Here is a 20,339-nt window from a genome sequence, read left to right as displayed (position 1 = left end):
TGAAGAAGAGAGGTTTTTCTTATAGGAATTTTTTCGTTATTTCATCATAACGAATTGGATGATGCGTTGCGTCTTGTTTTAGCAGTTGTGTCCGCAAAGGTTCTTGCATTATGGAGAAATATACAGCATTTGATTTTCGTTCTATGTCTAAAGTTGGATGTTCGAATGTTTTTGTATGAGTAAGGATTGGGAGTTCTATTTTTTTCTTATTTCTAGAAAGATAAGTTTGTCCTTTTTGTGACATTCCGAGAAGACGGATATACGGCGCATGTTGCTCTATATTTGCTTTGTGTATTTCTTCCTTCGTTGTATTTGTTAAAATATGTGTACAAGCTCTTTGCAATCTAGTCCATGTATAACGTTTTGTTTTTAATGCTTCCATGAATGAATAGAAAGATGAACTGTTTTGTATTTTTGATAAAATACGATGCTCTAAACCTTCTTCCATTTCATATATATGTTGTAAGTCCTCTGAAGACATCGTCATAAGTTTGTATTTAAAAAATGAAAAGTATTTTTCCCAGTTATGTAACGTCCCGTAGTTTTGCTTGTAGTTTTCTAAAAGAGAAGCAGTCATTTTCGGGATAAAAGGCTCAATAGTTGTAGAGGAACTGTTTTCATTAAATAGCTGTTTGCGAATACTTGTTGCACTTGCAATATGTTGATCGTGAAATGTTTCATCATGATAATGAGAGGCGAATCTTTTTATAGTTTGTGCTTGCATCGAACTGTTTTGTAAGAGAATTGCTTTAATGTACTGTAAGCCTAAAATGTTATTTGGTTGTGACATATCTATGTTTTTTTCGGGTGGTAAGATGTGTAGAAAGGCTTCAGATGTAGCTTTCGCATAACTATTACCTGCATTCATAAATTGCTTCACAAGACGATTAAAAGTCTCTTCTTCATTTTTTTGTATAGCGATGGTATTGTAGAAATTTTCAGCTTGTCCATCTTCACTACCGAAACAAATTTCAGAAACACCAAGGGCGTTTAAAATCGAAATTGCGCCATTTGCGAAAGTTTCGGCCTTTTGTGTTGCGAATGCATATGGAAGCTCTACAACGAGGTCTACGCCGTTTGTTAAGGCCATTTTGGTACGATACCATTTGGAGATGAGTGCGGGCTCACCACGCTGCAAAAAAGGACCACTCATAACGGCGATAATAATATCAGACTGTGTTAACTTTTTTGTTTGTTGCACATGATAAGCATGACCGTTATGAAAAGGGTTATATTCAACAACAATACCACTGGATTTTATGGTAATCTCTCCTTTCGATGTAGCATCTTTTTGGAAAACGTGATAGTCTATATATTATTTCCTATGATGACTTCATTATAGTGTAAAGAAAAAACATTGACAAATATAAAATGGCTAGCTATAATTTTGTTTGTTGCCTTGAGGTGATATGATATGAAATGGTCCATCCATCAATTGAATAAATTGAGAAATAAAGGATTGACATTAAATGAAATGGTAGATGTAAGTGAGCTAAAAGAGGTCGAGAAAGATATTCGTGAAATTAATCCTGCTCATGTAACAGGAAGAGTTGATTTTGGCTCCGGTAAGTTTACGTTTCATCTACATATAACTGGAAGCATGGTTTTACCATGTTCTCGCTCTTTAGTAGATGTGACATTACCATTTGACATTAAAACAACTGAGGTGTTCCAAACTTCGGAAGAAGAATTTGAAACAGAAGCTGAAATTCATTGTTTAGAAGGAGAAGTACTTGACTTACTGCCCGTAATCAAGGAAAATATACTTTTGGAGATTCCAATGCAAATTTTCAGTGATGATGTTTCTGGTGGAGCACCGATGCAAGGTCAAGACTGGCAAGTGATTTCGGAAGAAAACAAAGAAAAGACTGTTGATCCACGATTAGCAGGACTTGCAAAGTTTTTTGACAAATAATCGGAAGACTGGTTTAGGCCTTCATATGAAAATAACTATTTCTTTTAAGGAGGTGGGAAGAATGGCTGTACCTTTTAGAAGAACTTCTAAAACAGTAAAAAGAAAGCGTCGTACGCATTTCAAATTATCAGTACCTGGTATGGTAGAGTGCCCAAGCTGTGGTGAAGCGAAATTAGCTCACCGTGTATGTAAAGCATGCGGTACTTACAAAGGTAAAGAAGTAATCAGCAAGTAATTGCGGGAAAATAAACGTAGAAGATATCTTCTACGTTTATTTTTTTTTGTCTTATTCTTTATTTGTTGTATTCTATCTTTTCTAGTAACTGCATATGCTTAATAAAAAATGCATAGGGAGGACTAGAGAGATGGCGACAACAAGACAAGATGCTTGGACTGATGATGAAGATTTGCTTCTGGCAGAAGTAGTACTCCGGCATATTCAAGAAGGTGGAACGCAACTTTCTGCCTTTAAAGAAGTGGGGAGACATTTGTCTCGCACACCAGCAGCATGTGGATTTAGATGGAATTCTTATGTTAGAAAGCAATACAAAGAACGTATTGAAGAAGCAAAGCAACTTCGTAAAGTAGAAAATTATGAAGTGAAAGAGACAAAGGTATTAGAGCCTACATCAATTACATTGAATGATGTTATTGAATTTTTGCGAAATTATAAAGATGAAAGCTCTTTAATGGTGTTGCAACAACAAATTGAATCGTTGCAAACAGAGAAAGAACATCTTCTGGAGCGATTATCAGTATATGAGGAAGAATATAGAACATTACTTGATTATATCGATCAAAAAAGAAGTGTAATGGTAGCGGAAAGAAATGGCGCTCGCTCGAATGGAGAATTAGAAAAATTAAAGAAATAAAAACAGCTGCGTAACAGCTGTTTTTTTTGTTTCTTATGCAGATTCTTCGTTTGTAATCGCATTCGAATTTGTTTCTGGATGCCAAATATAAAAATCACCATCAGTTACTGATACTGGCTGGAAACTTAATTTATCCCAAAAACCAGATGACTGGATACGTGCTATCGTTTTAATTGGGAATTGTAGTTGTTTCGCATAATTAACAAGCATTTGTCCGAATCCTTGTTTTTGAAAAGTCGGCAATACTTCAAGTTTATAAAGTTCTAGGTAAGTACCTGTAATTTCAAATGGTTCTCCGCCGTTCCTTTTCATATATAGACTCATACGTGCGATTAGCGATCCACCATAATAAATACCGTAAAATGGAGACTCACTATCATTTTCAATAATGTTTGCTTGTAATTCTTCCAACATGGATAGTTCTTGAGCTCCGCACCCTTTAAATTTTTTAAATTCATCTAATGTTTTATAATTGATGAGCAAGCGTTCAACTTTTGGGAATCCCATTACATCACGTCCTTTTCTTATCTTGTTGAATGCAGAAAAGTTAAAATATTTATAATAATATTATAACTCATTTTTAAATTTTTATGAAGAAGATAGAATATTTCTTTCATTATTTTTTTGAGGATTTGCTAAACTAAGAATAGAACTATGTATATAGGTAGTATATACGTAGTGAAAGAAGAGGTTGCATTTGTTAAAAGGTAATTGAATCCTCAACTATGTAATTGTAATTTAATAAGATATAAAGGGGGAAAGGCAAGGGAACTTATATCACTTGTTAATATGAGTTCTTTGTGTGAAGATGAAAATTGGAATTGTTGGACCGGGAGCTATTGGTCTCCTATATACATTTTATTTACAAAAAAGTAATCAAGATGTTACGTTGTTTACAAGAAACGATAAGCAAGCAGAAGAATTAAACTTAACGGGTGTAACTTGTATTAGGAATGGAGAACGTGAAACGGTATTTCCATCTATTTTACCGATAGAAAGTATGCTGGATAAACAGTTAGATTATATATTTATTGCTGTAAAGCAATATCATGTAACTGATATATTACCTTTTGTGCAGGGAGAATCGTCATTAATCTTTTTACAAAATGGAATGTCACATCTTCACGTTATGCAAAAAATAGGAAATGAACGTATAGCAGTCGGGATTGTGGAGCATGGTGCAAAAAAAGAGGATGGACATACAGTTCGTCATACTGGAATAGGTGTTACAAAGTTTGGTGTAGTGCGTGGTCAATCTAGTTGTTTTAAAAAGGTATTTAATTGTTTTCCTTTTGATTATTTTCCGATTCAGATAGAAGATGATTGGAAGGGGATTATGCGTAATAAATTAGTAGTCAATGTATGTATTAATCCGTTGACGGCATTATTGCGGGTTGAGAACGGGGAGTTAATTTCAAACCCACTTTTTTATCAAATGATGGAGCAAGTATTTCAGGAAGTTGCATTTCTTGTTAAAGAAGAAGATAAGGAAATGCTATGGAAAATGGTATGCCAAGTATGTGAAAAAACATCCCATAATACTTCATCTATGTTAGCGGACGTAAGAGCGAATAGACAAACGGAAGTTAATGCGATTGTTGGATATGTATTAGAAGAAGCTAAGGAACAACAACAATCTGTTCCGACACTTCAATTTTTGTTCAATGCAATAAAAGGAATGGAATTATAAGTGTTTTTCTTTGCTTTTACGTGAAACATTGAATACAATGTGGGTTGGTGAGAGAACAGGATACGAAAGGAAGAATTATATGGAGATAAAAGAAATCTCTGTTCCACTACAAGGTGTTGTAGCGGACTATATGAACGGTAAAAAAGAGATACAGTCATGTTTTGATTATCTGTTAACAGAGGATGCTTTTAAACAGCGTTTACATGATTTACGTGAGAGAGAGTTTTTCCGTCAAGATTTAGTAACGCATTTATTAGAATATAATACACAATTGCAAGCGGGAGAATTTACAATTCAAAATATAAAAGCGCTTGAAGATGAAAATACATATGTAGTTATAGCTGGACAACAAGCTGGGTTATTAACTGGTCCGCTTTATACAGTTCATAAGATCATTTCAATTTTACAGCTTGCAAAAGAAAAAGAAGAGAGCTTAGGGGTTCGGGTTGTTCCTGTCTTTTGGATTGCTGGTGAAGACCATGATATGGATGAAATTAATCATACATTTGTAACGAAAAATAAAAAAATAAAAAAGACCATTTTTCATGATCGTTATCCGAAAAAGGCGAGTGCTTCTGAGTCTGAGTTTTCTATTGAAGACTGTAGAAAATGGGTCGAAGAGATTTTTAAAACATATCCGGAAACGAATTTTACAAAGGATGTATTACAATTTGTTGATGATGCTTTAGGTAAATCGCATACATATGTAGATTTCTTTGCGCACCTTATTACGAAAATGTTCGCAAATTCTGGTTTAATTTTTGTAGATTCACATCATCCTGCATTAAGAAAATTAGAAGTGCCGTTTTTACAACAAATTATAAGTAAATATAAAGAAATTCAAGTAGGGCTTCGTAATCAACAGGAAGTACTTAAGGAATTAGGATTTAAACCGATTATTGAAACGAAGACAAATGCAGTGCATATATTTATGGAAATTGATAATGAGCGAGTATTGCTTGAAGAGAATCAAGGGAAGTTTATTGGAAAAGATGGAGTGCATTCATTTTCGTATGAAGAATTGATGGAAGAGATGGAAAGAAGTCCAGAACGTTTTAGTAATAATGTTGTAACGCGCCCTCTTATGCAAGAATATGTGTTTCCTACGTTAGCGTTTATTGGCGGTCCAGGGGAGTTAGCTTATTGGAGTGAATTGCAACAAGTGTTTCATACGGCAGGTTTCCAAATGCCACCTGTTGTTCCGCGGCTTACAATTACTTATATGGAGCGAGATACAGCGACAGATTTATATGATTTAGATTTGCAAGAAATTGATCCATTTCTAAATAATATAGATAATCTGCGTGACAATTGGCTTTCTAATCAAATAGAGGAACCGATAGACGAGCGATTTATAGAAGCGAAAAAAGAAATAATGGATATTCATACATCATTACAACAATTCGTGAAAAAAATAGATCCAGGGTTAAATGAGTTTGCGGGGAAAAATGAACTGAAAATTAATGAGCAAATTGAACTGTTAGAAAAAATGTTGAAAAGAAATGTTGAGAAGAAACATGAGGTTCAACTGAATAAATTCCGCCGTTTACAATTCGCGCTTCGTCCATTAGGAGCACCGCAAGAACGTGTGTGGAATGTGTGTTATTATTTAAATCAGTTCGGCCTTGATTTTGTTGACCGGGTAATGGAACAATCTTTTTCGTGGGATGGAAAACATCATGTAATAAAACTATAGAATCTTGCTCTTTTGAGCAGGATTTTATTTTTATTCTGTTGAATTAACTGTGAAGTGAAATATTTCTGAATTATCCATCTTATGTTAATGTAATGAATCGCTATGTATCAGGTATATATATATGACAAAATAGCACAAAATGTAAACGGATTAATATCTTTTTCGACAGGTTTTTGTTTAAATTCCCGCAAAAAATGATAAAATTTAGTATATAATAAAATAAAATAGCGATTTGTATAGCGTACTACCTCGTTGGAAGTTAAATGAGTCGTTCTTTAGTAGCATTTCATCCTCTAGTAGTAAATTGTGTTTGTAGAGTGAGAAATGTATTTAACATAATTAATTGGAAAAAGAGTAGGTGCAGCAATGTTCAAACACGTAACAGTACTTTTGAAAGAAACAGTAGATGGCTTAGATATAAAACCGAGTGGTACATATGTAGATTGTACACTGGGTGGAGGAGGACATAGTTCTTATTTATTATCTCAGCTAACAGATGGTGGAAAGTTAATAGCATTTGATCAAGATGAAATAGCGATTCAAAATGCGAAGGAAAAATTTTCTTCTTATGGTGAACAATTTGTAACAGTGAAGAGCAACTTCCGTTATTTATCTGAAAAACTACATGAATTAGGTATCACAGAAGTAGACGGGATTTTATTCGATTTAGGTGTTTCATCCCCACAATTAGATACACCAGAGCGTGGCTTTAGTTATCATCATGATGCACCGTTAGATATGCGGATGGATCAAGATGCCCCATTAACAGCATATGATGTTGTGAACAGCTGGTCATATGAACAACTCGTAAGAATTTTCTTCCAATACGGAGAAGAAAAATTTTCAAAGCAAATAACAAGGAAAATTGAAGCTTATCGCGAGAATAAGGCTATTGAAACGACAGGAGAATTAGTGGAATTAATTAAAGAAGGTATTCCAGCTCCGGCACGTAGAACAGGTGGACATCCTGCGAAGCGAGTATTTCAAGCGATTCGTATTGCTGTAAATGATGAATTAAAAGTATTTGAAGAAGCGTTGGAATCTGCAATTGATATGGTCAAGCCTGGTGGAAGAGTTAGTGTTATAACATTCCATTCTTTAGAAGATCGTATTTGTAAAACGACGTTTAAGCGAAATAGCACAACGCCGCAATTACCACAGGGACTACCGATTATTCCGGATGAATTTAAGCCGAAATTAAAGCTTATTACAAGGAAACCGATTTTACCTTCTGACATTGAATTAGAAGAAAATAATCGAGCGCGTTCTGCGAAGTTGAGAATCGCTGAAAAACGATAAAAAGGAGAGAGAGGTATGACTAATTTAGCTGTAAAGTATAAACAACAGGCGCAAGAAGAGGTACAAATTCAAGCGCCGCCACAGCAGATGGTTAAGCCAAAAGTTAAAACGAAAATTACAAGAATTGAAAAGCTATTGTACGTAACGTTTATTGGGTTTTTATTATATGCTTGTGTAGCTTTTATTGGGAATAAAGCGGGTCTATATCAAGTTAATGTAGAAGCAGCGACGATAGAAGAACAAATTGTGAAAAAACAAAAGGAAAATCAAGAATTGCAGGCTGAAGTAGAGAAGTTAAGTCGTTATGAACGTATCGCTGAAGTTGCAAAAAAACACGGGCTAGAAATTAATGCGAATAATGTGAAAGGCCTAAAGTAAGGCAAATAGGTGTGAAGAAAAGATGAAGAGAAATATGACCAAATTTCATACCAATAAGGGAGCAGGTTATTTTATGATATTTTTCCTCCTGCTCTTTTTGCTGTTATTAGCCCGATTTTTTTACATACAAGTAACAGGAACAGTGGACAATCATGATTTGAAAAAACTTGCTGAGCAGAAACATAGTAAAAAAGGAGTTCTCGAAGCGAATCGAGGAACAATTTATGATCAAAATGGTCATGTACTAGCGCAAGACGCAAATTCTTATAAACTTGTAGCCGAGTTAAAAGGAGCTAACGCCGTTAAGGATAAAGAGGATACTGCAAAGAAAATCGCAGGAGTACTCGGAAAAGATGAAGATAAAATTTTAGCTACTTTAAATAAAGAAGGCAAAAGTCAAGTGGAATTTGGAACATTGGGTAAAGACTTGACGAAAGAAAAGAAAGAACAAATAGAAGCATTGAAATTGCCGGGAATATCTTTTATTACCGAAAATGCGCGAGTTTATCCAAACGGTGATTTTGCATCTTACGTCATAGGTCATGCGAAACCTGATGAAAATGGAATCTCAGTCGGTCAATTTGGCTTAGAAAAGAGTTTGGATAAATATTTAGGTGCTTCTAATGGTGAGGTAGCTTATACAGGTGACCGTAAAGGAGTATCTCTTGACGGTGGGAAAGTGAATGTAAAGGCACCTAAAAATGGAGATAATGTGTATTTAACGCTTGACCAACGTATTCAAAGTTATTTAGAAGACGCAATGAAAGAAGCGAGTAAACATTATGAACCAGAAAATTTAATAGGGATTGTTGCGGATCCGAAGACAGGGAAAATATTAGCGATGTCTAGTAAACCTAGTTATGACCCTAATGATCGTCAAATTAAATATTTCTTCAACGACGCCATTGCAAATGCGTTTGAACCGGGATCAACAATGAAGATTTTCACATTAGCGGCGGCCATTAATGAAGGTGTATACAAGGGACAAGACTTTTATCAGTCTGGTACATATCAAGTAGGTAATCGCAAAATAAAAGATCATAACGGCGGCGCTGGATGGGGTTCTATTACTTTTGACGAAGGGGTAGAGCGCTCTTCAAACGTAGCGTTTGCAATTTTAGGTGATCAAAAGCTTGGTCCAGATCGTTTCCGGAAATATATTCATAATTTTGGATTAGATGAAAAAACAAACATTGATTTACTTGGTGAAGGATCAAATACAATTTTATTTGATCAACAAATACAACAAGTAACAACAGCGTTTGGACAAGGTTCTACAGTTACACCAATTCAACTTGTACAAGCTGCAACAGCGATTGCAAATGATGGGAAAATGATGAAACCTTATACAATTGATAAAATTGTGGATCCAATAACAGGTAAAGTACAGCTAGAGCATAAGCCAGAAGAAGTAGGAAAACCTGTTTCCAAAGAGACAGCAGCGCAAGTAAGACAATTACTAGAACGTGTTGTTACATCACCGAAAGGAACAGGAACTGCATATAAAGTTGATGGGTATTCAGTCGGGGGGAAAACAGGTACAGCACAAATTCCTGACGGGAAAGGTGGCTATATGACGGGAAGAGAGAATTATATATTCTCATTCTTAGGTATGGCACCGATGGACGATCCGCAACTTGTTGTGTATGTGTCCGTTAAACAACCAAAATTAAAAGATGATGAAAACGGGGCTAAACCTTTAGCAGATATCTTTAAATATGTAACGAAAAATAGCTTAGAGTATTTAAAGATTAAGCCGAATGAAGTAAAAGACCCGAAAAAATATGTGAAAGAACAACAAACTGTCGTTCCAGATGTAACCGGAAAAACGATGGAAGAAGCGAAAAAAACAATTGATAAAGCAAAACTTCGTCCAATCGTATTAGGTGAAGGTAAAGTGCAGCAGCAAGTGCCAAAAGCAACTGAACAAACATTAAAGGGTGATCGAGTCTTCTTAGTAGGAGATAAACCTACAATGCCAAATATACAGGGATGGGCACTGCGTGATGTTATGAATTTAGCAAAAACATTAAAGCTTAACTTAAAACCTTCTGGTACAGGATATGTAACTGAGCAAAGTGTAGCGGAAGGGACATTGTTGCAACCTGGTACAGAATTAGGTGTAACACTCGTACCACCACTTGAACCGCAGCAAGAAGCAGAAAAGCCATAATGGTAATAGGGAAGAAGTTCTAATTAAATAAGTACAAGCATATATTGGAACAAGCTAGGCGTAAGGGAGGCTTGTTCCAATATGCGTGTATCAAATGTAACAGTTAGAAAACGACTTATTTTTATACTTATATCGGGTATACTCATTTTTACCATTATCGATATTCGTCTTGGATATGTGCAATTTTTTCTTGGAAATATGTTAACGGATCGTGCGAAGGATTCATGGAGTCGTAATATTACTTTTGAACCAGAGCGAGGGAAAATTTTAGATCGAAATGGTGTGGAGCTTGCTACGAATAAAAGTGCACCGACCGTCTTTGTTGTGCCGAGGCAAATTGAAAAACCAGCAGAGACTGCAGAGAAGTTAGCTGCAGTATTAGGTGTGGAAAAAGATGATGTTTATAAGCGGATTACAAAAAAAGAATCGATTGTAAGGCTTGATAAAGGCGGAAGGAAAATATCGCATGACAAAGCGAAAGAAGTACGCGGATTAAGTTTAAAGGGTGTGTACATCGCAGAGGATTCTATCCGGTACTATCCATTCGGTAATTTTTTATCACACGTATTAGGATTTGCGGGCAGTGATAATCAAGGGCTTATGGGACTAGAGAAATATTATGATAAAGAGCTAAATGGTGATAAAGGTCATGTGCGATTTTTTGCAGACGCGAAAGGACAGAGAATGCCTAACGTTGGAGATGATTTCAAAAAACCAGAAGCCGGCTTGAATTTAGGATTAACAATTGATTCACGCATTACGAGGATTATGGAAAGAGAAATGAATATTGCGGAATCAACGTATAATCCTGACGGTATGATAGCAATTGCAATGAATCCGAAAAATGGTGAAATTTTAGGTATGTCAAGTCGACCAAGTTTTGATCCAGCAGATTTCCAAAGTGTTTCTCCGGAAGTATATAACAGAAACTTACCTGTATGGAGTACGTATGAGCCGGGGTCAACATTTAAGATTATTACATTAGCTGCAGCCTTGAATGAAAATTTAGTAGACTTAGAGAAAGATACATTTTATGATGATGGGGCAGCTGAAGTTGGTGGAGCTAGATTGCGGTGTTGGAAAGCTGGCGGCCATGGTAGCCAAACGTTTTTAGAGGTAGTTCAAAACTCTTGTAACCCAGGATTTATTGAACTCGGTGATCGGCTTGGTAAAGATCGATTGTTTAAATACATTCGCAATTTCGGGTTTGGACAGAAGACCGGAATTGATTTACAAGGTGAAGGTAGCGGGATTTTATTTAATTTAGATAAAGTTGGTCCAGTCGAGCAAGCGACGACTTCATTTGGGCAAGGTGTTTCTGTTACACCGATTCAACAAGTAGCAGCTGTAGCAGCCGCTGTAAATGGTGGAACTTTGTATCAGCCATATATAGCGAAGGAATTTATTGATCCGAAGAATAATCAAGTTGTCAGCAAAAAGACACCTGTTGCGAAAAGGGAAGTTATTTCCAAGGAAACTTCAGAGAAAGTTCGTTACGCATTAGAGAATGTTGTAGCGAAAGGTTCGGGTAAAGGGGCTTATATTGATGGATATCGTGTAGGTGGAAAAACTGGAACTGCTCAAAAGGTGAAAGATGGAAAATATTTAGATAATAACTATATTGTATCATTTATCGGTTTTGCTCCAGCTGACGATCCGCAAATTGTTGTTTATGTAGCAGTGGATAATCCAAAAGGAGTCACTCAATTTGGTGGAGTTGTAGCAGCACCTATTGTTGGGAATATTCTTCGTGACGCACTTCCTGTAATGGGAGTGGAACCGAGAAAAGAGCAAGTTGAGAAAGAATATAAATGGGGCGATACACCAACTGTGGAAGTTCCGAATTTAATTGGTATGAAAAAGAAAGATTTACAAACGCAACTTGTAGACTTGAAGCTTGATATAAGTGGCGATGGTGGGAAAGTAATTAAACAATCACCAGAAGCAGGAGCTAAAGTAAAAGAGGGTTCAAAAGTTAGAATTTACTTCGGGAATTAAAGGTAACTGATTGTGTTTTATGGTACAATTGGTGGAAGTGAGTTCTTTATAGAAAAATTGCTTTACTTGAGACGATAAGTGTCTCATTAATAAATAAATCTATTGATTAGACTATAGTAGCACTTACCTCCTATTTTTATATAACTAGGAGGTAACGTGTTACTTGCTAAAATAAGAGATAAATAAACAATGTAGAGAGGGTTTAGTGAAATGAAGTTGCATACACTTGTATCATGTTTGCATGATTTTCCAGTTGTTCCAACAGAAAATCCAGAAATAACATCTATTGAAGCGGATTCACGTAAAGTGAAAGAGGGAAGCTTATTTATATGTATGAAAGGATATACGGTTGATAGCCATGACTTTGCTAAGCAAGCAGCCGCACAAGGAGCGGCTGCTATTGTTGCGGAAAGACCAATTGATGTTGACGTTCCAGTTGTACTTGTGAAAAATACTTTTCGTTCGCTAGCGGTTTTAGCTGATTATTTTTATGGCCAACCAACACACAAGTTACATTTAATCGGTATTACAGGTACAAATGGAAAGACAACAACATCGCATATTATGGATGAAATTATGCGCGCACATGGTCATAAAACAGGGCTAATTGGAACGATTAATATGAAAATCGGTGATGAAACATTTGAGGTGAAAAATACAACACCAGATGCACTAACACTTCAACAGACATTTTCAAAAATGGTTGAACAAGGTGTGGATAGCACAGTAATGGAAGTTTCGTCTCATGCTTTAGATCTTGGCCGTGTACACGGGTGCGATTATGATGTTGCAGTATTTACGAATTTAACACAAGATCATTTAGACTATCATAAAACGATGGAAGAATATAAACATGCGAAAGGGTTGCTTTTCGCACAGCTTGGCAATAGTTATCATCATAATCGTGAAAAATACGCTATATTAAACAGTGATGATCCAGTAGCAGAAGAGTATATGAGAAGTACAGCAGCTACTGTTGTAACATACGGTATAGATGTTGCAAGCGACATTATGGCACGAGATATCGTAATGACGAGTGGCGGTACAACATTTACACTTGTAACACCGTATGAAACTGTAAATGTTACGATGAAATTAATTGGTAAGTTTAATGTATACAACGTGTTAGCTGCTACAGCAGCAGGTCTTGTTTCAGGAGTGAGCTTACAAACAATTATTGATGTAATTAAAGAGCTTGCTGGCGTTCCTGGACGTTTTGAAGTTGTAGATGGTGGACAAAATTACACAGTTATTGTTGACTATGCGCATACACCTGATAGCTTAGAGAACGTACTAAAAACAGCAAAACAGTTTGCAAAAGGCGATGTATATTGTATCGTTGGTTGCGGTGGTGATAGAGATAGAACGAAAAGACCAATAATGGCAAGTGTCGCAACCGAATATGCAACTCATGCAATTTATACATCAGATAATCCAAGAAGTGAAGATCCGAAGGCTATTTTAGATGATATGGTAAATGATGTGAATGGGAATAATTATGAAGTAATTGTCGATCGAAAAGAAGCGATACGTTCCGCTATCTCGAAAGTAAAAGCAGAAGATATTATTATTATTGCTGGTAAAGGGCATGAAACGTATCAAATTATTGGTAAAGAAGTTCATCATTTTGACGATCGTGAAGTTGCTAAAGAAGCAATCACGGAGCGTTTAAACAACGAAGTGTAACAGCATGAGAGGAGGACTACATGTGCTTGAACAAGGTTTATTAGTAACGGCTGGGGTAGCATTTTTAATTTCTGTTGCCCTTTCGCCATTATTTATTCCATTTTTAAGAAAGTTAAAGTTCGGACAGAGTATTCGTGACGAAGGACCGAAGTCACACCAAAAGAAATCAGGGACACCAACGATGGGTGGTATTGTCATATATGTATCTATGATGGTGACTACGCTTATTATGGCGATTAAATTTAACAATTTAGGTGCAGAAGTATCATTGTTATTATTAGTTACATTTGGGTACGGATTAATCGGATTTTTAGATGACTACATAAAAGTAGTAAAGAAAAGAAATCTTGGTTTAACATCAAAACAAAAATTGATTGGTCAGCTTGTAATTGCTATTGCGTTCTTTTTAATTGGAAAAGGGCAAGCATTTCACACGTATATCATGATTCCAGGAACTGATGTTAAATTTGAATTAGGCTGGGCGTATTTTGTTCTCGTATTATTTATGCTTATTGGTGGATCAAATGCGGTTAATTTAACAGATGGTTTAGATGGTTTATTATCAGGAACAGCTGCTATTGCATTCGGAGCATTTAGTATTATTGCTGTAGCTCAAGAACAATTTGGGGTAGCGATTTTCTGTATGGCAGTCGTAGGAGCTGTACTTGGCTTTTTAGTATTCAATGCGAATCCAGCGAAAGTATTTATGGGGGATACTGGTTCTCTAGCTTTAGGTGGTGCTATCGCAGCTGTAGCGATTTTGTTAAAACAAGAATTGTTACTCGTTATTATTGGCGGTGTATTCGTAGCGGAAACTTTATCTGTTATTATCCAAGTTATTTCGTTCAAAACAACAGGAAAGCGTGTCTTTAAAATGAGTCCATTACATCATCATTATGAATTATGTGGTTGGTCAGAGTGGCGCGTTGTTGTAACGTTTTGGTCTGTAGGATTTTTATTAGCTGTGCTAGGAATTTATATCGGGGTGTGGATGTAATTGAAAACTGTAACTGAATATCAAAATAAAAATGTTCTTGTATTAGGTATTGCTAAAAGTGGTTATGCAGCAGCTACTTTATTAAAAAAGTTAGGGGCAAACGTCATTGTAAATGATGGGAAACCATTAGCGGGTAATGTGCTTGCAGCTGAGTTACAAGCGGAAGGAATGGATGTTGTATGTGGTGGACATCCATTAGAATTGCTGGAGAGAAACATTTCACTTGTCGTAAAAAATCCAGGAATTCCATATTCTAATCCACTCTTAGTGGCGGCGAAAGAAAAACAAATTCCAATTGTAACTGAGGTTGAATTAGCATATTCCATTTCAGCAGCACCGTTTGTTGGGATTACGGGATCTAACGGTAAAACAACAACGACAATGTTAACGTTTGAAATGTTAAAAGAAGGACAAAAGCACCCAGTTATTGCGGGGAATATAGGTACTGTAGCTTGTGAAGTTGCACAATTGGCGAAGGAAAATGAAGTTGTCGTTACGGAACTTTCATCGTTTCAATTGATGGGAGTGGAATCGTTCCAACCAAAAATTGCAGCCTTTTTAAATTTATTTGAAGCGCATTTAGATTATCACGGGACGAAGAAAGAGTATGGTTTGGCGAAAGCGAATATTTTCAAAAACCAAACTGAAGCAGATTATAGTATAATTAACGCAGATGATGCAGATGTCATGGCGTTATCGGCATATAGTAAAGGACAGAAAGTATTATTTTCGACGACGAAAGAAATTGAAGATGGTGCGTATATAAAAGATAACGCTCTTTATTTTAAAGGCGAAAAAGTAGTTAAAGTAAGTGATATTGTTTTACCTGGTAAGCACAATTTAGAAAATATTTTAGCAGCAATGAGTATTGCTAAATTACTAGGTGTTTCTAATGAAGCAATTACTGCTGTGTTAAAAAGTTTTACAGGTGTAAAACATCGCTTAGAATATGTAACAACGATTAATAATCGTAAATTTTATAATGATTCAAAAGCGACGAATATGCTAGCGACAGAAAAAGCATTATCTGCATTTACACAACCGATTGTATTATTGGCTGGTGGACTTGATCGTGGTAATGAATTTGATGATTTAATTCCATATTTTAAACATGTCAAAGCGATTGTGACATTTGGACAAACTGCACCAAAATTAGTAAGAGCGGCAGAAAAAGCAGGATTAGATGTAATTGAAAGTGTCGATACTTTAGATGATGCAGTAGTGAAAGCTTATGCTCATTCTACCGATGGTGATGTAATTCTTCTTTCACCAGCATGTGCAAGCTGGGATCAATTTAAAACATTTGAAGAAAGAGGAGACATTTTTATACAAGCTGTGCATAAACTTATATAAAGTAAATCAAAACATCAGTAGGCTAACACCTACTGATGTTTTGTTACATAGGGCAAAGGTTCTGCCCAAAGAGGTGGTGTTCATGGGTAATGAAGAAAACGCCTGATTTTATTCTCATCATCGTTACACTTGCGTTGTTAACAATCGGAATGATTATGGTTTATAGTGCGAGTGCGGTTTGGGCCTCTTATAAAATGGGGGATTCATTCTTTTTTGCAAAAAGACAATTGTTATTTGCAAGTCTTGGGGTAGTAGCTATGTTTTTTCTGATGAAAATTGATTATTGGGTATGGCGTACGTATTCAAAAGTAATTTTACTAGTTTGTTTCGTTCTTCTTATTCTCGTTCTTATTCCTGGAGTAGGTCTCGTTCGTGGAGGGGCGCGAAGTTGGATTGGAATCGGGGCATTTTCTATCCAACCGTCAGAGTTTATGAAATTCGCGATGATTATTTTCTTAGCAAAATTTTTAGCGGAACGACAAAAATTAATTACATCTTTTAAACGAGGTTTACTACCGGCTCTTAGTTTTGTATTTCTTGCTTTTGGGATAATTATGTTACAGCCAGATCTTGGTACGGGAACGGTAATGATTGGGACATGTATTATTATGATATTTATTTCGGGAGCAAGGGTCTTTCACTTTGCAATGTTTGGTTTGCTTGGTGCAGCGGGATTTGTAGGGTTAATTGCATCAGCGCCATATCGAATGAAACGCATCACATCATATTTAGATCCTTGGTCGGATCCGCTCGGAAGTGGATTTCAAATTATCCAATCGTTACTCGCAATTGGACCTGGTGGTTTATTTGGGCTTGGACTTGGACAAAGTAGACAAAAATTTCTTTATTTACCTGAACCACAAACAGACTTTATATTTGCAATCTTATCCGAGGAATTAGGTTTTATTGGTGGTTCATTTGTGTTATTATTATTTAGTCTATTATTATGGCGTGGGATTCGTATAGCATTAGGAGCGCCAGATTTATATGGTACGTTTTTAGCAGTAGGTATTGTGGCGATGATTGCGATTCAAGTAATGATTAATGTTGGTGTTGTAACAGGACTGATGCCTGTTACCGGTATTACTTTGCCATTTTTAAGTTATGGTGGATCAAGTTTGACCTTAATGTTAATGGCAGTAGGTGTATTATTGAATATAAGTCGCCATTCTCGCTATTAAACCCTGTTTAAAAGACAGGGTTTTTCGTGTGTGTGTGAAAATACAATATGTATATAGAAATAAATACGATTGAATAAGAACAGGGAAGTGGAGGAATCAGTAGTGCGAGTATTAGTAAGTGGTGGGGGTACTGGAGGACATATTTATCCAGCTCTTGCTTTAATTAGAGAAATAAAAAAACTAAATCCGGAAGCAAGATTTTTATACATTGGTACAGAGAATGGATTAGAGAGTACCATCGTACCGAAAGCGGGTATTCCGTTCCAATCTATTGTTATAAGTGGATTTAAACGAAAAATATCTCTTGATAATGTAAAAACCGTGATGCGTTTCCTAAAAGGTGTTCAAGATAGTAAACGATATATTCGTCGTTTTAACCCTGATATTGTGATTGGTACGGGTGGATACGTATGTGGGCCAGTTGTATATGCTGCGGCTAAATTAGGTATTCCGACTATTGTCCATGAACAAAATAGTGTACCTGGTGTAACGAATAAATTTTTAAGTCGTTATGTCGATAAAGTTGCAGTTTGTTTTGAAGCAGCTGCAGAACATTTTCCACAGTCAAAAGTGGTTATGACAGGTAATCCACGTGCATCAGAAGTAATGGACCAAAATGGAATGAAAGGAAAACGTTCGGTAGGACTATCCCTTTCTAAAAAATCCGTGCTTATTTTTGGTGGGAGCCGCGGGGCTAGACCGATTAACGATGCTTTTGTAGAAGCGATGGAACAATTTGGGAATAAAAGTTACGAAGTATTATATGTAACAGGCGAAGTACATTATGATAAAGTTATGGAAGCCGTGAAACAAAAAGGGAATCCGAATAATGTTATTATTAAACCTTTTATTCATAATATGCCAGAGGTACTGACGGGTGTAGATCTTGTTGTTTCAAGGGCAGGGGCTACAACGCTTGCAGAATTAACAGCGTTAGGAAAGCCGAGTGTATTAATTCCAAGTCCGTACGTAACAAATAACCATCAAGAAAAAAATGCACGATCAGTTGTTGATAAAGGAGCAGCTAAAATGCTACTTGAAAAAGATTTAACATCTGAAACGCTTATTCGTGACATTGATGAGATTTTATTGGATACACAAACATTACAAAATATGAAACTGGCTACTAAGCAACTTGGTATTCCAGATGCAGCAAATAAGCTATATGAAGTAATGAACAAGCTTATTAAAAAATAACATTAGGTGAACGCCCCGCATATTACTGTAATAAGGAGACTTGATATGGGGGAGATTGTCTATGGAACAATTAGTAAAAGAGCTTTTAGAAGCAAATGTTGGTCGCGTGTTAGTTAATGAACCGTTAGCGCGTTACACGACTATGAAAATAGGCGGACCAGCTGATATTTTAATTGTACCAAAGCATGTTGCTGGTATTGAGAAGACTCTAGAGTTAGTAAAGAAGTACAAGACAAGGTGGACTGCAATTGGTCGTGGTTCAAATCTTCTCGTATCTGATCAAGGTATAGAAGGTGTGGTTATTCGTTTAGGAGAAGGATTAGACCATTTAGAAGTCGAAAAACATAGAGTAAGAGTCGGTGCTGGATATCCCCTTATTAAATTGTCAACTTTACTTAGTCGACAGGGATTAGCGGGCCTGGAATTTGCAAGTGGTATTCCAGGAAGTGTTGGCGGTGCAGTGTATATGAATGCAGGCGCTCATAAGTCCGACATATCGAGTGTATTAACGAAAGCTCGTATTTTGTTTGACAATGGAACAATTAATTGGTTGACGAATACCGAAATGGGCTTTTCTTATCGCACATCTGTATTGCAAATGAAACGCCCTGGTATTGTTTTAGAAGCTGAATTCCAATTGGAGGTAGGCGAACGCGAGGGAATTGTAAGAAGCATGCAAAAGAATAAAGAGTATCGCCGTGAAACGCAGCCTTGGAATTACCCTTGTGCAGGAAGTATATTTCGAAATCCAGTCCCCTATTTTGCAGGAGATTTAATAGAAAAATCAGGGCTTCGTGGTTATACAATAGGTGGAGCTCAAATTTCTGAAATGCATGGGAATTTTATTGTTAATACTGGTGTGGCCTCAGCGCAAGATGTATTAGACTTAATCGCATTGGTAAAGCGTACAATTAAAGATAAATTTGGTGTTGATATGCATACAGAAGTAGAAATAATTGGAAGATAACGGTTGTTCGTTCCGCTCATTATCATTTATGTTATAATAAGAAGATAAGAACGGCATGAGGAACATGCCGTTCTTTATGTTACATAGGGGGATCGTACATGAAAAATAGTAAAGTGATTAAACTACAAGATCGTGTACCAAAATTAAAGAATCAAAATAAAAAAAATAAGAAACCTGTTAATCATCGGTTAATTTTATACATATCGATTTTATTTTTATTAGTACTCTTTTTAATTTATTTTCGGTCTCCGCTTAGTAATATAAAAAAGATAAGTGTCTTTGGAAATCATTATATGACAGATGAACAAGTTATGAAGGAATCAGGTGTGACATATGATACGAGTTATTTCCGAGTAACAGCACATAAAGCAGAAGAAAACTTAACGAAACGAAAAGAAATTAAAGAGGTAAATGTAAAAAAACGTTTCCCAAACAAAATTGATGTTCATATCGAAGAATATTTAACAATTGGCTATATAAACAAAGATGGGAAATTACAACCGTTATTAGAAAATGGGAAAACACTCGATGTACTTCCGAACGGAAAGCTTCCAGTTACAGCACCAATTTTTGAACCATTTAAAGAGGAAAAAATGAAGGAATTAATTGCAGAACTAGAAAAATTAACGCCAACTATTTTAAGGTCTATTTCTGAAATTCGTTATACACCAACGAACGCAAATGAAGATCATCTTACTTTATATATGAATGAAGGATATGAAGTGAGCACCACTATTCAAAATTTCGCAAAGCGAATGGAAGCTTATCCACTTATTTTAAAAACAATTGAACCTGGTAAGAAGGTTTTAATTGACTTAGAAGTGGGTGCATATACGAAGGAACTAGGTGCTGAAGAAAAGAAAGAATAGAATGATAGTTTTTACTGCGTTATTACGTATGAAATGAAACAAACGTTCTTTTATATGGATGCTAATTT

General features: G+C 36.0%; 18 protein-coding genes. 16 read left to right on the top strand and 2 right to left on the bottom strand.

The annotated features are described in order from the left end of the window. Positions 1–19: 19 nt before the first annotated feature. The gene (locus MR066_RS09465; protein WP_313954295.1) at positions 20–1,261 is read right to left on the bottom strand and encodes a nucleotidyltransferase; all 1,242 of its coding nucleotides are present in this window, start codon (positions 1,259–1,261) and stop codon (positions 20–22) included. A 153-nt stretch (positions 1,262–1,414) separates the two neighbouring features. Here MR066_RS09465 and MR066_RS09460 point away from each other — a divergent pair, with 153 nt between their 5' ends. The 3 genes from MR066_RS09460 (at position 1,415) to MR066_RS09450 (ending at position 2,787) form a co-directional block, all read left to right on the top strand. After that, a complete protein-coding gene (locus tag MR066_RS09460; RefSeq protein ID WP_002014753.1) occupies positions 1,415–1,915 on the top strand; it encodes a YceD family protein in 501 nt (166 codons plus the stop codon). A gap of 61 nt (positions 1,916–1,976) precedes the next feature. Further along, positions 1,977–2,150, top strand: a complete 174-nt coding sequence (gene rpmF / locus MR066_RS09455) for a 50S ribosomal protein L32 (protein WP_001984764.1) — start codon at positions 1,977–1,979, stop codon at positions 2,148–2,150. A gap of 130 nt (positions 2,151–2,280) precedes the next feature. Then, a complete protein-coding gene (locus MR066_RS09450; RefSeq protein ID WP_061674434.1) occupies positions 2,281–2,787 on the top strand; it encodes an RsfA family transcriptional regulator in 507 nt (168 codons plus the stop codon). Positions 2,788–2,820: 33 nt separating this feature from the next. On the opposite strand, the gene MR066_RS09445 is transcribed toward MR066_RS09450, so the two are convergent. After that, positions 2,821–3,294, bottom strand: a complete 474-nt coding sequence (locus tag MR066_RS09445) for an N-acetyltransferase (protein ID WP_002014751.1) — start codon at positions 3,292–3,294, stop codon at positions 2,821–2,823. A gap of 295 nt (positions 3,295–3,589) precedes the next feature. On the opposite strand from MR066_RS09445, the gene panE reads away from it, so the two are divergent. The 13 genes from panE to divIB all read left to right on the top strand — a co-directional run bounded on the left by panE (position 3,590) and on the right by divIB (position 20,271). Continuing rightward, positions 3,590–4,477, top strand: a complete 888-nt coding sequence (gene panE / locus MR066_RS09440; RefSeq protein WP_033709393.1) for a 2-dehydropantoate 2-reductase — start codon at positions 3,590–3,592, stop codon at positions 4,475–4,477. Between the two features lie 79 nt (positions 4,478–4,556). Then, complete coding sequence (bshC, locus tag MR066_RS09435) at positions 4,557–6,173, top strand: bacillithiol biosynthesis cysteine-adding enzyme BshC (protein ID WP_242246917.1); 1,617 nt, start codon at positions 4,557–4,559, stop codon at positions 6,171–6,173. 366 nt (positions 6,174–6,539) lie between these two features. Further along, positions 6,540–7,472, top strand: coding sequence for a 16S rRNA (cytosine(1402)-N(4))-methyltransferase RsmH (gene rsmH, locus MR066_RS09430; protein ID WP_002014746.1), 933 nt, complete (start codon positions 6,540–6,542; stop codon positions 7,470–7,472). A gap of 15 nt (positions 7,473–7,487) precedes the next feature. Continuing rightward, a complete protein-coding gene (gene ftsL / locus MR066_RS09425) occupies positions 7,488–7,850 on the top strand; it encodes a cell division protein FtsL (RefSeq protein WP_002014745.1) in 363 nt (120 codons plus the stop codon). A gap of 22 nt (positions 7,851–7,872) precedes the next feature. Continuing rightward, positions 7,873–10,023: a penicillin-binding protein gene (locus tag MR066_RS09420; RefSeq protein WP_472927092.1), complete on the top strand. Its 2,151-nt coding sequence runs from the start codon at positions 7,873–7,875 to the stop codon at positions 10,021–10,023. A gap of 81 nt (positions 10,024–10,104) precedes the next feature. Then, on the top strand, positions 10,105–12,021 hold the full coding sequence (locus MR066_RS09415; protein WP_002014741.1) for a stage V sporulation protein D: 1,917 nt from the start codon (positions 10,105–10,107) through the stop codon (positions 12,019–12,021). A gap of 210 nt (positions 12,022–12,231) precedes the next feature. Then, entirely contained in the window at positions 12,232–13,707 is a 1,476-nt protein-coding gene (gene murE, locus MR066_RS09410; protein ID WP_002014740.1) for a UDP-N-acetylmuramoyl-L-alanyl-D-glutamate--2,6-diaminopimelate ligase, read from the top strand. A 22-nt stretch (positions 13,708–13,729) separates the two neighbouring features. Then, entirely contained in the window at positions 13,730–14,704 is a 975-nt protein-coding gene (gene mraY / locus MR066_RS09405; protein ID WP_002014738.1) for a phospho-N-acetylmuramoyl-pentapeptide-transferase, read from the top strand. Beyond that, the gene (gene murD, locus MR066_RS09400; protein WP_002142942.1) at positions 14,705–16,057 is read left to right on the top strand and encodes a UDP-N-acetylmuramoyl-L-alanine--D-glutamate ligase; all 1,353 of its coding nucleotides are present in this window, start codon (positions 14,705–14,707) and stop codon (positions 16,055–16,057) included. A gap of 89 nt (positions 16,058–16,146) precedes the next feature. Beyond that, positions 16,147–17,238: a stage V sporulation protein E gene (spoVE, locus tag MR066_RS09395; protein WP_002014736.1), complete on the top strand. Its 1,092-nt coding sequence runs from the start codon at positions 16,147–16,149 to the stop codon at positions 17,236–17,238. Between the two features lie 102 nt (positions 17,239–17,340). Continuing rightward, positions 17,341–18,435, top strand: a complete 1,095-nt coding sequence (murG, locus tag MR066_RS09390) for an undecaprenyldiphospho-muramoylpentapeptide beta-N-acetylglucosaminyltransferase (protein WP_242246913.1) — start codon at positions 17,341–17,343, stop codon at positions 18,433–18,435. A 61-nt stretch (positions 18,436–18,496) separates the two neighbouring features. After that, entirely contained in the window at positions 18,497–19,402 is a 906-nt protein-coding gene (murB, locus tag MR066_RS09385; protein ID WP_078184358.1) for a UDP-N-acetylmuramate dehydrogenase, read from the top strand. A 98-nt stretch (positions 19,403–19,500) separates the two neighbouring features. Continuing rightward, positions 19,501–20,271, top strand: coding sequence for a cell division protein DivIB (gene divIB / locus MR066_RS09380; protein ID WP_242246911.1), 771 nt, complete (start codon positions 19,501–19,503; stop codon positions 20,269–20,271). Positions 20,272–20,339 lie beyond the last annotated feature (68 nt).

It is taken from the genome of Bacillus cereus group sp. BfR-BA-01523 (genome assembly GCF_022662615.1).
Taxonomy (GTDB): Bacteria; Bacillota; Bacilli; order Bacillales; family Bacillaceae_G; genus Bacillus_A; species Bacillus_A mycoides.
Note: the sequence above shows the minus strand (reverse complement) of the source record. Positions and strands in the feature narration are given on the sequence as shown.

Excerpts from the sequence above, each read along its gene's own strand:
- MR066_RS09445 (WP_002014751.1), bottom strand. The coding sequence starts at position 3,294 with ATGGGATTCCCAAAAGTTGAACGCTTGCTCATCAATTATAAAACATTA.
- MR066_RS09460 (WP_002014753.1), top strand. The coding sequence starts at position 1,415 with ATGAAATGGTCCATCCATCAATTGAATAAATTGAGAAATAAAGGATTG.
- MR066_RS09420 (WP_472927092.1), top strand. The coding sequence starts at position 7,873 with ATGAAGAGAAATATGACCAAATTTCATACCAATAAGGGAGCAGGTTAT.
- rsmH (WP_002014746.1), top strand. The coding sequence starts at position 6,540 with ATGTTCAAACACGTAACAGTACTTTTGAAAGAAACAGTAGATGGCTTA.
- rpmF (WP_001984764.1), top strand. The coding sequence starts at position 1,977 with ATGGCTGTACCTTTTAGAAGAACTTCTAAAACAGTAAAAAGAAAGCGT.
- divIB (WP_242246911.1), top strand. The coding sequence starts at position 19,501 with ATGAAAAATAGTAAAGTGATTAAACTACAAGATCGTGTACCAAAATTA.
- spoVE (WP_002014736.1), top strand. The coding sequence starts at position 16,147 with ATGAAGAAAACGCCTGATTTTATTCTCATCATCGTTACACTTGCGTTG.
- murE (WP_002014740.1), top strand. The coding sequence starts at position 12,232 with ATGAAGTTGCATACACTTGTATCATGTTTGCATGATTTTCCAGTTGTT.
- MR066_RS09415 (WP_002014741.1), top strand. The coding sequence starts at position 10,105 with ATGCGTGTATCAAATGTAACAGTTAGAAAACGACTTATTTTTATACTT.
- bshC (WP_242246917.1), top strand. The coding sequence starts at position 4,557 with ATGGAGATAAAAGAAATCTCTGTTCCACTACAAGGTGTTGTAGCGGAC.
- MR066_RS09450 (WP_061674434.1), top strand. The coding sequence starts at position 2,281 with ATGGCGACAACAAGACAAGATGCTTGGACTGATGATGAAGATTTGCTT.
- ftsL (WP_002014745.1), top strand. The coding sequence starts at position 7,488 with ATGACTAATTTAGCTGTAAAGTATAAACAACAGGCGCAAGAAGAGGTA.
- murB (WP_078184358.1), top strand. The coding sequence starts at position 18,497 with ATGGAACAATTAGTAAAAGAGCTTTTAGAAGCAAATGTTGGTCGCGTG.